The organism is Methylobacterium endophyticum (assembly GCF_050591105.1).
Taxonomy (GTDB): domain Bacteria; phylum Pseudomonadota; class Alphaproteobacteria; order Rhizobiales; family Beijerinckiaceae; genus Methylobacterium.
The window spans coordinates 66748-79122 of the sequence record NZ_JBNHES010000009.1 but is presented as its reverse complement, the minus strand read 5'-3'; the positions used below and the strand labels follow the sequence as shown (position 1 = coordinate 79122).

At 70.9% G+C, this 12375-nt stretch carries 11 protein-coding genes; 2 read left to right on the top strand and 9 right to left on the bottom strand.

Annotated features, from left to right (window positions below):
• Position 1: 1 nt before the first annotated feature.
• The 5 genes from ACP56T_RS12075 to ACP56T_RS12055 all read right to left on the bottom strand — a co-directional run bounded on the left by ACP56T_RS12075 (position 2) and on the right by ACP56T_RS12055 (position 5667).
• Positions 2-1162 (bottom strand): ABC transporter permease, encoded by a 1161-nt coding sequence (locus ACP56T_RS12075; RefSeq protein WP_430912362.1) that lies wholly within the window; start codon positions 1160-1162, stop codon positions 2-4.
• Positions 1163-1223: 61 nt separating this feature from the next.
• On the bottom strand, positions 1224-2330 hold the full coding sequence (locus ACP56T_RS12070) for a BMP family ABC transporter substrate-binding protein (protein ID WP_430912361.1): 1107 nt from the start codon (positions 2328-2330) through the stop codon (positions 1224-1226).
• Positions 2331-2683: 353 nt separating this feature from the next.
• The gene (locus ACP56T_RS12065; RefSeq protein WP_430912360.1) at positions 2684-2944 is read right to left on the bottom strand and encodes a hypothetical protein; all 261 of its coding nucleotides are present in this window, start codon (positions 2942-2944) and stop codon (positions 2684-2686) included.
• A 377-nt stretch (positions 2945-3321) separates the two neighbouring features.
• Complete coding sequence (gene pucL / locus ACP56T_RS12060; protein ID WP_430912359.1) at positions 3322-4164, bottom strand: factor-independent urate hydroxylase; 843 nt, start codon at positions 4162-4164, stop codon at positions 3322-3324.
• A 105-nt stretch (positions 4165-4269) separates the two neighbouring features.
• Positions 4270-5667: a nucleobase:cation symporter-2 family protein gene (locus tag ACP56T_RS12055; protein ID WP_430912358.1), complete on the bottom strand. Its 1398-nt coding sequence runs from the start codon at positions 5665-5667 to the stop codon at positions 4270-4272.
• Between the two features lie 213 nt (positions 5668-5880).
• On the opposite strand from ACP56T_RS12055, the gene uraD reads away from it, so the two are divergent.
• Complete coding sequence (gene uraD, locus ACP56T_RS12050; protein WP_430912357.1) at positions 5881-6768, top strand: 2-oxo-4-hydroxy-4-carboxy-5-ureidoimidazoline decarboxylase; 888 nt, start codon at positions 5881-5883, stop codon at positions 6766-6768.
• Positions 6769-7137: 369 nt separating this feature from the next.
• Entirely contained in the window at positions 7138-7413 is a 276-nt protein-coding gene (locus ACP56T_RS12045) for a hypothetical protein (protein WP_430912356.1), read from the top strand.
• A 78-nt stretch (positions 7414-7491) separates the two neighbouring features.
• Here ACP56T_RS12045 and ACP56T_RS12040 read toward each other — a convergent pair whose 3' ends face one another.
• The 4 genes from ACP56T_RS12040 to ACP56T_RS12025 form a co-directional block, all read right to left on the bottom strand.
• Positions 7492-8553, bottom strand: a complete 1062-nt coding sequence (locus ACP56T_RS12040; protein ID WP_430912355.1) for a BMP family ABC transporter substrate-binding protein — start codon at positions 8551-8553, stop codon at positions 7492-7494.
• Between the two features lie 32 nt (positions 8554-8585).
• Entirely contained in the window at positions 8586-9512 is a 927-nt protein-coding gene (locus ACP56T_RS12035) for an ABC transporter permease (protein ID WP_430912354.1), read from the bottom strand.
• A complete protein-coding gene (locus ACP56T_RS12030; protein WP_430912353.1) occupies positions 9509-10588 on the bottom strand; it encodes an ABC transporter permease in 1080 nt (359 codons plus the stop codon). The genes ACP56T_RS12035 and ACP56T_RS12030 overlap by 4 nt, the downstream gene beginning before the upstream one ends.
• A gap of 194 nt (positions 10589-10782) precedes the next feature.
• Positions 10783-12375 (bottom strand): ABC transporter ATP-binding protein, encoded by a 1593-nt coding sequence (locus ACP56T_RS12025; RefSeq protein WP_430912352.1) that lies wholly within the window; start codon positions 12373-12375, stop codon positions 10783-10785.

The following is a 12375-nucleotide window of genomic DNA, read 5'->3' as shown; positions in this document are numbered from 1 at the left end:
CTCATGCCGGGCTCCCCGCCGGGACCGGCGCGGCCGCCCGCTTCTCGCTCCACAGATGCGGGCTGAAGACCTTGAAGCGGCCGTAGAGCGTCTCGCTCATCAGCACCACGAGGAAGAGCAGTCCTTCCAGCACCAGCACGGTGGCGTCGGGGAGCTGCATGCGGCGCTGGATCAGCCCGCTCGACGCCTCGATCCCGCCGAGCAGGAAGGCCACGGGCACGATCGCCAGCGGGTTCTGGCGGGCGAGGAAGGCGACGAGGATGCCGGTATAGCCGTAGCCGGCCACCAGCGTCGCGTTGGCGGTGCCCTGCACGGCCACCACCTCGAAGAAGCCCGCGAGCGCCGCGAAGGCGCCCCCCAGCGCGGTGAAGCCGACGATCAGCCGGCCCACCGGCAGGCCCTGGATCTGCGCGGCGCGCACGTTGCCGCCCGCGATCCGCGCCGCGAAGCCCAGCGTCGTGCGGTCCATCAGCATATAGGCGACGAGGCAGGCGAGGACGCCGCAGCCGAGCCCCCAATGCACGCCGATCAGCGGCATCGGCCCGATCATGAAGGCGTCGCCCAGCGGATAGGTCGAGGGCTTGTTGAGGCTCGACGGGTCGCGCAGCGGCCCCTCGATCAGATGGTTGGCCAGCGCGATGGCGATGTAGGACAGGAGCAGGCTGGAGATGGTGGCGTTGACGCCGCGATAGGCCTGGAGCCAGCCGACCGAGCCGATCCAGACCGCCCCGACCAGGGCCGAGGCCAGCGCCATGAGCGCGATCGCCAGGGCGGGCGGCAGGCCGGAGAGGGCCGGCGCCACGGCGGCCGCGGCGAGCCCTCCCAGCACGATGGCGCCCTCCCCGCCGATGACGACGAGGCCGAGCCGGGCCGGCAGCGCCACGCACAGGCCCGCGAAGAGCAGGGGGGCCGCCCGTTGCAGGCTGTTGCCGAGGGCGAAGGAGGAGCCGAAGCCGCCGCGATAGACGATCTCGACGAGTTGCAGCGGCGACTTGCCGAGCAGCGCCAGGAACACCCCGAACAGCGCGAACCCCACCAGCGCCGCGCCCACCGGGATCGCCACGGACTCGGAATGGCGCGCGATCCAGGCCCGAACCTGAAGACCGCGCGAGGCCGTCCGGCCGATGCCCGTCACGCCCGCCGGAGCGGCCTCCGCGACCATGCTGCGATCCCTCCCGTTGCGCGGTGTCGCGAGATGCGCGGCAGAAACCGTGCCACGCCGCTCAGACGGAGCCCTTCACGCCGGCCACGAGGTAGTTCGTGCTCTCGAGCTCGGCCGCCTTCTCGGGGTAGCCCTTGCCGGACGCGAGGATCTCCTTGCCGGCGTTGTCCTTGAGCGGGCCCTTGATGATCTGGTAGCCGCCCTTCAGCATCTCGGCCTTCACGGCGTCGGCGTTTTTCCGCGCGGCGTCGCTGACCGCAGGGCCATAGGGGCTCATCTTGACGTAGCCGTCGGCCAGCCCCCCGCGCACGAAATGCTCCGGCACCTTGCCGGCCTGCATCGCCTCGATGAAGCCCTTGTAGATCGGCAGCCAGTTCCACTCGGCGCCGGTGAGATACTTCTGCGGGGCGAGCGGCGACTGGTCGACATGGTAGCCGCAGACGAAGGCGCCGCGCCGCGAGGCGGTCTCCACCACCACCTTCGGGCTGTCGACATGGCAGGTGACGACGTCGGCGCCGCCGTCGATGAGCGCGTTCGTCGCCTCCGCCTCCTTCACCGCCAGCGACCACTCGCCGGTGAAGATCACCTGGCAGGTGATCGACGGATCGACGCTCTGGGCGCCGAGCAGGAAGGCGTTGACGTTGTTGAGCACCTGCGGAATCGGCTTGGCCGCGACGAAGCCGATCTTCTTCGACTTCGAGGCATGCGCGGCGACGATGCCGTTCAGGTACTGGCCCTGGGCGATGTAGCCGAAATACGAGCCGGCATTCGCCGGGTCCTTCTCGGTCCACAAGCCGCCGCAGTGGCGGAACTGGATCTTGGGGTTCTTCTTGGCCTGCGCGACCATGTAGGGGCTGTAATAGCCGAACGAGGTCGGGAACAGCAGGCTCGCCCCGTCGAGATTGATCATGCTCTCCATGGTCTTCTCGACGGCGTTGGTCTCGGGGACGCGCTCCTCCTCCGTGACCTCGATGCCGGGCATGCCCTTCAGCGCCTTGGCGGCCTGCGCATGCGCCTGGTTGTAGCCGTAATCGTCCTTCGGGCCGACATAGATGAAGCCGACGGTGAGCTTGCCCGCCGCCTTGGCCCGGAGGACGGGCAGTCCGGCGAGCCCGAGAGCGGCCGTGCCCGCGAGGAGACGACGACGCGAAAGGAAAGGGTCGGTCACGCGTGCACGCTCCGTGTCGGCATCGACGGCGATGGCCGGCACGAAGTCTAGGCGGGGCGTTCGGGCCGGCGAAGCCGAGATTTTCGGCACTTGTATTGCGCGCGCTCTCCTGCGCGAACGGTCTCCGGGAACTGGATTCGCTCAGAAATCGGCCTGTGTATGCACGGAATCGCGGCATCTCGTAGCCGGCTTCCCGAGAGCCGTCAGGGGCCGGATGCCCTTGTCCGACGGCCCGGATTCGCGGCCCTTCCGGGCCCTGCGGGCGCGCGCATGAAAAAGCCGGCCGCTGCGAGCCGGCCGGCCTTGGTCGGTGTCCGCCGGCGGCCCTCGCGAGGCCGCCGGACGCGCGGATATCAGCGGTTGTGGTGGCCGGCGCCGTGACGCGGCTCGCGCACGGACCCCGTCGAGAGGCCGTCATTGACGGCGCCCGCGGGGAGGTAGCCCCGGCTCTCGGTGCCGTGGAGGTTCGGCAGCGCGGCGCGGCCCTCGAGGCCGCCGGGGGCGGTCACGGCCGGGATGCCGGCGGGGGCGGTGTAGCTCTGGGCCGAGGCGGCGGTGGCGAGGACGGCGGTGGCGAGGGCGAGAGCGGCCCCCGTGACGAAGCGAGCGGACATGACGGTCTCCCAGGTGTTCTTGCAGGTGTTCTTGTCGGCGCAGCTTTACGCGCTGTCGCCGCTCAAGTTCCTGTATTTTGTGCATGTCTGCTATCACAAGTGACAGTTGTTGCTCAGAATTTGAACAAAACCCCTGCGCCGACGCCAGTATCCGCCGCCGCCTTCGACTGAAGGGCCACGGTTCTGTCAAAAATATCCGATTTTCTTCAAGGGCTTGTGCGGACGTCCAAGAGCCGCTGCCCATGCCGGCGGCAGGTTGGCACGAAGCTTTCCCGAAGAGTGCGATTCCGCACACGCCAAACGGCGCCGAGGACGCGGTCCCCGGCAGAGGCCGGCTCTCGGTGGATCGGATCAGGAAGGGCGGCGCGCGGCCGGGCTCAGCCCGTCCGCCCGATGGTCGCCTCGATCTGCCCGTGCGGCTCGTCCGTGGGCAGGAACACCACCCCCGGATTCGTCAGGCCGAAGGGGGCCATGTCGATGGGGATGTAATGCTTGTTCGGCATGGCGAAGCCGATCTCGGCGATCTCTGGGATCGCGGCGAGCACCGCCTCGCCCATGCGGTACATGCTGTCCTGGACGCCGTAGCTGTAGGTGGTGCCGAAGACCGCGATAAGGATCTCGAGCACCTTGGCGTTCGTCTCCGTGTAGTCGGCCGGCACCCCGGCCCAACTCCAGGTGGCATCCATGGCGGTGGCGGCGATGCGGTCGGTGGTGTCGGCAAGCGTCCTGTAGCCGTCGTCGACGAAATCGACCCAGCCCGACTGCGTGGTCTTCATGAAGGTGAAGCCGCGCAGGCCCGATTGCATCGCCGCCTTGCCCCGGCTCGCCACGAGCTTCACGTAGCCGAAGCCGTTGCCGTCCAGGGTGAAGGTGTGGCCGTGCGGCGTGCCGCCGATGGAATGGCGCAGCCAGCGCGTCTCCTTCGCTTCGACGGAGATCTCCTCGACCTGCGGATAGGTGTCGAGGAAGACGGCCGCGACGGCTTGCGCGAACGCCTCCTTGTCGAGGGTCGGGTTCTTCGCGGCGGTGACGTTGACGATGTTCTTGACGCTGTCCGTGGCCACGCAGGCGCGGTTGTCGGCCGCCGTCCAGGCGGCGTCGAAGGTGCCCTTCATCAGCACCGTGAGGGTCAGTTCGCGCGGGGTGTGGTGGTCGCCGTCGCGGGCGAGCCGCATCACCCGCACCCGCCCCTTGCCGTAGGTGGATGCCGTCAGGGCCATGGTGGTCTCCTAGGGAAAAGAAGTGTTCCGAGCCGGCTCCCGGCGAGCCCGACCCGTCGAGGATCGGTCCCGGCGGCGATGCGGCCCGACCTGAGGGGATGCCGGCTAGTGAGCCTCGGCGGCCTGGGCCTGCCGCATGGCCTGCTCGCGCGCGTCCGCCGTGTTGCCGAGCCCGTTGAAGAACAGGTTCAGGAACACCGCCGCCAGCGCCGAGAGCAGGATGCCGGATTCGAGCAAGGGATGCAGCGCGTGCGGCATCTGCTTGAAGAAGTTCGGCGCCACCAGCGGGATCATGCCGAAGCCCACCGAGATCGCCACCACGAAGAGGTTGTTGCGGTTGCGGGCGAAGTCGACGGCGCCGAGGATGCGCGCGCCCGTGGCCGCGACCATGCCGAACATCACCAGCCCGGCGCCGCCGAGCACGCATTGCGGCACCGCCTCCACCAGGGCGGCGAGCTTCGGGATCAGCCCGAGCACCAGCATGATCGCCCCGCCCGCCACCGTGACGAAGCGCGAGCGCACCCCCGTCACCCCGACGAGCCCGATGTTCTGCGAGAACGAGGTGTAGGGGAAGGTGTTGAAGATGCCGCCGATCAGCGTGCCCAGCCCGTCGGCCCGCAGGCCCTTGGTGAGGCGGGCCTCGTCCACCGGATCGGCGGTGATCTCGGAGAGCGCCAGGAACATGCCGGTGGACTCGATCATCACCACGATCATGACGATGCACAGCGTCACCGCCGAGACCGGGTCGAAGGCCGGCCAGCCGAATGCGAAGGGGCGCACCACGTCGAACCAGGGCGCGCTGGCGACCCGCGACAGGTCGACGAGGCCGAACAGTCCCGCCACCACCATCCCCACGACGATGCCGATGAGCACCGAGGCCGAGGAGACGAAGCCGGTGCCGTAGCGGGTGATCGCCATGATGACGAGCAGCACGAAGGCGCTGATGCCGAGGAAGACCGGCGCCCCGTAATTCGGGTTGCCGACGCCGCCCGCCGCCCAGTTGACGCCGACCTTCATGAGCGACACCCCGATCACCAGGATGATCGTGCCGGTGACGACGGGGGGAAACAGCGGCAGCAGCCGGCCGATCAGCGGCGCGACGAGGAGTCCGAACAGGCCTGCCACGATCACCGAGCCGTAGATGACGGCGAGACCCAGGTCGGGGTTGGTGCCCATGGCGATCATCGGGGTGACGGAGGCGAAGGTCACGCCCATCATCACCGGCATGCGGATGCCGATCCCCGGCAGGCCCCAGCTCTGGATCAGCGTGGCGATGCCGCAGGCGAAGAGATCGGCGCTCACCAGCATCGCCACCTGCTCGGGCGCGAGCTTCAGCGCCCGCCCGACGATGAGCGGCACCGCGACCGCGCCGGCATACATGACGAGGACGTGCTGAAGCCCGAGCAGCCCGAGGGCCAGGGAGCCGACCTTGCCGACCGGAGCCGTCGCCGGGCCGAGCGGCACGGGCGGCTCGTGGGAGGTCGCGGAGATGCTGTCGGCCATGGGCGGGCGCCTTCGTCGGTCCGCCGCCGGGAGAAGGCCGGGCGGCGGATCGCCGGGAAGGCGCAAGGCACATGCCAGGACCGGGCGCGGCGGCACGCACCCCGCGCGGATGCCCGCTGGCCCGTTGCCTGCTACGGCGCTGCCCACGGTTCGGGCCGATCCCGCCTCGCCGCAGGGCAGGTCCAGGGGTGGCAGGTCCAGAGATGGAAGAGCATGATGACGCGGACCCTCTCCGAGCTGAACGCGGCCTCCGTCGGCGAGGTGGTCGCGGCGCTGGGCGCCGTGTTCGAGCACGCGCCCTGGGTCGCGGAGGCCGCCGCCGCGCATCGGCCCTTCGCCCGCGTCGAGGATCTCTTCGCCGCGATGCGCGCGGCGGTGCGGAACGCCTCCGACGAGCGCCGGCTGGCCCTGCTCGCGGGCCATCCCGAGCTCGCCGGGCGCGCCGCCCGTGACGGCCGGATGGAGCCCGCCTCCGTCGCCGAGCAGGCATCCGCCGGTCTCGACAGGCTCTCGGAGGCGGAATACGCGCGGTTCGCCGCGCTGAACGCCGCCTATCGCGAAAAATTCGGCCTGCCCTACATCCTCTGCATCAAGCGGCACGGCCGGGTGTCGCTGCTGCGGAACTTCGAGGCGCGCCTCGCCTCCACGCCGGAGGCGGAGCGGGCGGCCGCCGAGGCGGAGGTCCTGCGCATCGCCGCGATCCGGCTGAACGCGCTCGTCTCCGGCGAGGGGCCGCTGCGGACGACGGGGCGGATCTCCACCCATGTGCTCGACACGGTGTCCGGGCGCCCGGCGGCCGGGGTGGAGGTGGAGCTCGCCGAGTTCGTCTCCTCGACCGAATCCGTGGTGGTGGCGCGCGCCGTCACCAACGCGGACGGGCGCACCGACGCGCCGCTCATCGGCGGCCGTCCGGTGCCGATCGCCACCTACGAGCTGCGCTTCTCCATCGGCGACCACTACCGCCGCGCCGGGTTCGAGCTGCCCGATCCCGCCTTCCTCGACGTCGTGCCCCTGCGCTTCGGCGTCGGCGACCCGGAGGGGCACTACCATGTGCCGCTGGTGGCGACGCCCTGGAGCTACCAGACCTATCGCGGCAGTTGAACGGGCACGGCGCCTGCCGCCCACGAGGACCAATACGAGCGCCCGTATGGGAGACCCACGATGCGACGGCCACGGCTCTGCCTCCTGCTCCTGCTTCCCCTCGCCGCCGGCTTCCTCGGCGCGGGGATCGCGACACCGCCGGCCGCGTATGCGCAGGGCACGGTGACGCCGCTTGCCGGCCAGCCGAGGGTCACGGCGCCGGGCGGACGGTTCGGGCGCGCTGCCCATCGCCGCCGCATGCACAAAATGAATGCACATTGGCGGCATCATCACCGCCGATAGGCCGGAACCTGCACGCCCTCGGGCGAATTCTCCCGTCATCGTAAGGGCTTGACTCTCAGGCCCGCCCGGATCGGGAGACCCCGCCCCATGCGTTCGACGCTCACCACCACGTTGGCCCTGCTCGGCGCCCTCGGCCTCGGCGGCGGCGCGCTCGCCCAGTCCACCGGCGCGCCGGCCGGACGCGATCCGGCGACCGCGCCGGGCGGCCTCGAAGGGACCGCCGGCCCCGGCAACGCTGTCGAGGCCGTCCGCTCCGGCGATGCCATCGCCGTTCCGCCGGCCGCCACGGGCACCGTGGTGGTCGCGCCCCCGCCCGCTCCCGACATGGTCGCGCCCCCGCCGCCGCCGGCCCTGCGCCCCTGATCGTCTCGACAACGAAGAAGGCGCCCCCGGAGCGATCCGGCGGCGCCTTTTTTCGATTCAGCCGGGCGTTCCCAGCGCCTATTGCGGCAGCTTGTCGTCGATGCCCTTCACGTACCAGTTCATGCCGAGGATCATCGGATCGGGGGCGGTCTCGCCCTCCTTCACCGCCACGCTGCCGTCCTGCTTCGTCACCGGCCCCTGGAAGGGATGGAGCTTGCCGGCGGCGATGCCGTCGCGCGTCTCCTCGGCGAGTTTCTTCACGTCGTCGGGCATGTTGGTGAAGGGCGCGAGCACGACCATGCCGTCCTTGATGCCGCCCCAGGTGTCGTGGCTCTTCCAGGTGCCGGCCATGACGGCCTTGGCCTCGGCCACGACATAGCCGTTCCAGTCGTCGGTGATGGAGGTGAGCTGCGCCTTCGGGGCGAAGCGGTACTGGTCGGAGGACTGGCCGAAGGCGAGCTTGCCGGCCTTCTCGGCCTCCTGGAGGGGCGCCGCGGAATCGGTGTGCTGGGTGAGGATGTCGGCGCCCTGCGCCAGCAGCGCCTTGGCGGCCTCCGCCTCCTTGCCGGGATCGAACCAGGTGTTCACCCAGACGATCTTGACCTTGATGTTCGGGTTCACCGACTGCGCGCCGAGCATGAAGGCGTTGATGCCGCTCACCACCTCGGGGATCGGGAAGGAGGCGATGTAGCCCACCGTGCCCGATTTCGAGAGCTTGCCGGCGATCTTCCCGCAGACGTAGCGCCCCTCGTAGAAGCGGGCGGAGTAGGTCGAGACGTTGTCCGCGCGCTTGTAGCCGGTGGCGTGCTCGAACTTCACCTTGGGGAACTTCCTGGCCACCTTCAGGGTCGGCTCCATGAAGCCGAAGGAGGTGGTGAAGATCAGCCCCGCGCCGGAGCGGGCGAGCTTCTCGATGGAGCGCTCGCTGTCGGCCTCGGGCACGTTCTCGAGATAGGTCGTCTCGACCTTGCCCGGCAGCGCCGCCTCCAGCGCCTTGCGGCTGAGATCGTGCTGGAAGGAGTACCCGTAGTCGGCGACGGGGCCGACATAGACGAAGCCGACCTTGAGCTTGTCCTCGGCCCTGGCCGGGCCGAGGGCGAGAAGCAGGGCGCCGAGAAGCGCGCCGGTGAATTTACGCATGTGCCCGGTATCCCCTTGTGTGGTCCCCGCTTTTAGCGGTGCGGGGTGAAGTCGCGCCCGAGCGCCGCCGGCGCGAGCGATCCGCCCTGGCGCCGCCCGAGGGAGAGCAAGACCAGGGCCAGGATGGTGGCGAGGTAGGGCAGCGCCGAGAGCGCCTGTCCGGGGAGCCCGATGCTCGCGGCCTGGGCATGGAGCTGGAGCACCGTCGCGCCGCCGAAGAGGAGCGCGCCGGCCGCCACCCGCAACGGCCGCCAGGAGGCGAACACGACGAGCGCCAGCGCGATCCAGCCGCGCCCGGCGGTCATCGCGGGCGCCCAGAACGGCGTGTAGGACAGCGAGAGATAGGCCCCCGCGAGCCCGGCGCAGGCGCCCCCGAACAGCACCGCGAGGAAGCGGACCTTGCGGACGGGCAGCCCGAGGGCGTGGGTGGCGGTATGGTCGTCGCCGATGGCGCGCAGGACCAGCCCGGCGCGCGTGCGCCAGAGGAACCACGACACGCCGACGACGAGGGCCAGCGCGACGTAGACGAAGGCGTCCTCCCCGAACAGCAGCGTCCCGACGCCCGGAATCTCGCTCAGGCCCGGAACGTGGAGATGCCCGGCCGGCTCGCGCTTCAGGCCCACGTAGTTGGCGCCGACGAGCCCCGACAGCCCGAGCCCCATGATGGTGAGCGCGAGGCCCGAGGCCACCTGGTTGGCGGCGAGCCCTACGGTGAGGATGCCGAACAGCGCCGAGAGCAGCAGCCCCGCCCCCGCCCCGCCCAGGGCGCCGAGGACGGTCGATCCGGTCTCCACCGCGACGGCGAAGCCCGTGGCGGCGCCGAGCACCATCATGCCCTCGACGCCGAGATTGAGCACGCCGGAGCGCTCGGCCACCAGCTCGCCCATGGCGGCGATGACGAGCGGGGTGGCCGCCGTCACCACGGTGACGAGGACGAGCTGGACGATCTCGAGGGTCACGCGGCGGGGCCTCCCGGCACGAGGCGGACATGGAAGCGGGCGAGCACGTCGGCGCCGAGCACGAGGCCGAGCAGCAGCCCCTGGAAGGCGCGGGTGAGATCGAGCGGAAGCTTCAGGTCGATCTGCGCCCCCTCCCCGCCGATGGTGGTGAGCGCGATGACGAGCGCGGCGACCAGGATGCCCGGCGGCGAGAGCCGTCCGAGGAAGGCGACGATGATCGCGGTGAAGCCGTAGCCCGGCGAGATCGTCGGCTGGAGCTGGCCGATCTTGCCGGCGACCTCACTGATCCCGGCGAGCCCCGCCGCGCCGCCGGAGATGGCAAACGCCGCGAGCGTCAGGCGCGCGTCGCTGAACCCCGCGAAACGCGCCGCGCGCGGGCTCGACCCGACGACCCGCACCTCGAACCCGAACAGCGTCCGCGCCAGCACGAGCGTGGCAAGGACGACCGCGAGGAAGGCCACCAGCACTCCCGCATGCAGGCTCTCGCCCTCCATCAGGTAGGGGAGCCGGGCGGGGGCGTCGAACATCACGCTCTGCGGGAAGTTGAACCCCGCCGGATCGCGCAAGGGGCCGCGGGCCATGTAGTCGAGCATGAGCTCGGCGACATAGACGAGCATCAGGCTCGTCAGGATCTCGGAGACGCCGAGGCGGACCTTCAGCACCGCCGGGATCATCGCGTAGGCGATGCCGGCGAGCGTGCCGGCGATCAGCATCGCCGGCAGGATCCAGAGGGTGAAGCCGGCGCTTCCATGCGTCGCCACGCCGACCCAGCCGCCGGCCAGCCCGCCGACCACGAACTGGCCCTCCGCGCCGATGTTCCAGAGATTGGCGCGGTAGCAGAAGGCGAGCCCCGTCGCGATGAGCGCGAGGGGCGCGGCCTTGAGCGCCACCTCCTGCAACGACCAGACCTCGCTCAGGGGGGCGACGAAATAGGTGGCGAAGGCCGCCCCCGGCGAGACGCCCATCGCCGCCACCGCGATGCCCCCGATCAGCACGGCGGCGACGAAGGCGAGCACCGGCGAGAGCGCGCCGGCAAGCGGCGAGCGCCGCGCGCGGGGGCGGAGATCAAGGCGCATGACCGGCTCCGGGCCTGCGCGAAAGACGCGCCGCGACGACCCTCCCCCCTTTGCGGGGGAGGGTGGCCCGCGAAACGGGTCGGGAGAGGGGAGCGACGGTACCGGAGACGGCGCTCCCCTCACCCGACCCTCGCTGACGCGAGGCCCACCCTCCCCCGCAAAGGGGGGAGGGAGCGCCGCCATTCCATGTGACGTCAGTGCGCATGCGCCGTCTCCGGGCTTGCGATCGGTCCGTCCGTCCGAGCCTCCGGCTCCCCGGAGCCGCCCATCAGCAGGCCGACGGCCTCGCGGGTGGTCTCAGCGGTCGGCACGGCGGGGGAGAGCGTGCCCGCATGCAGCACGGCGATGGAGCCGGCGACCTCGAACAGCTCGTCGAGATCCTGGCTGATGACGAGGATCGCCGCGCCCCTGGCGGCGAGGTCGACGATCGCCTGCCGGATGAAGGCGGCGGCGAGCGCGTCGACCCCCCAGGTCGGCTGGTTGATGACGAGCACGCCGGGCTCGGCCAGGATCTCGCGCCCCACCACGAATTTCTGGAGGTTGCCGCCCGACAGCGTGCCGGCGGCGGGATCGGGGCCGGCCTTGCGCACGTCGAAGGCCTCGATGACGCGGGCGGCGAGGTCGCGCGCGGCGCGTCCGCGCAGCATCCCGAAGCGGGTCAGCGGCGCCGTGGCGTAGCGCGACAGCACCGCGTTCTCGGAGAGGCTCATGGTGGGCGCGGCCGCGTGGCCGTTGCGCTCCTCCGGCACGAAGGCGCAGCCGATCCGGCGCCGCGCGTTGATGCCGAGACGGCCGACCGGCTTGCCGTCGACCCGCACGGCGGCGGCCTCGGCGGACAGGCTCTCGCCGGAGAGCGCGGCGAAAAGCTCCGCCTGCCCGTTGCCGGCGATGCCGGCAATCCCGAAGATCTCGCCGCCGGAGACGCTCAAGGAGATGTCGCGCAGCGAGGTGGCGTGCAGTCCGGGCGCCGGCAGCGACAGGCGCTCCACCCGCAACCGCTCGCGCGTGCCCGGCCGGGCGTCGCGCGTCTTGATCTCGCCGACCTGCTGACCGACCATCATGGCGGCGAGCGAGCGGGCGGTCTCGTCACGCGGCGAGCAGGCCCCCACCACCTTGCCGTGGCGCAGGATGGTGGCGCGCACGCACAGGCGCCGCACCTCGTCGAGCCGGTGCGAGATGTAGAGCAGCGCTCTGCCCTCCTCGCGCAGCCGCTCCAGCACCGTGAACAGCACCTCCGCCTCGCCGGGGGTGAGCACCGAGGTCGGCTCGTCGAGGATGACGAGGCTCGGGTCCTGGAGCAGGCAGCGCACGATCTCGATGCGCTGGCGCTCGCCGGCCGACAGCGACCAGACCGGCCGGTGGGGATCGAGATGCAGGCCGTAGGTCGCGCCCAGCGCCGCGATGCGCTCCGCCAGCGCCTTGCCCGACAGGTCCTTGGGCATGACGAGCGCGATGTTCTCGGCCACCGTCAGGTTGTCGCACAACGAGAAGTGCTGGAAGACCATGCCGATGCCGAGCTTGCGCGCGGCCTCGGGGTTCGGCAGCTTCACGATGTCGCCCTTGTGGGTGACGACGCCCTCCGTCGGCTCCAAGAGGCCGTAGAGGATCTTCATCAGGGTCGACTTGCCGGCCCCGTTCTCGCCGAGCAGCGCGTGGATCTCGCCGGCCCGGATCTCCAGGTCCACCTTGTCGTTGGCGGTGAAGTCGCCGAAGCGCTTGACGATGCCGTAGGCCCCGAAGAGCGGGGTCGGCCCGGCGGAGGGAGTGAGCGCGGCGGCCGCGTCCAT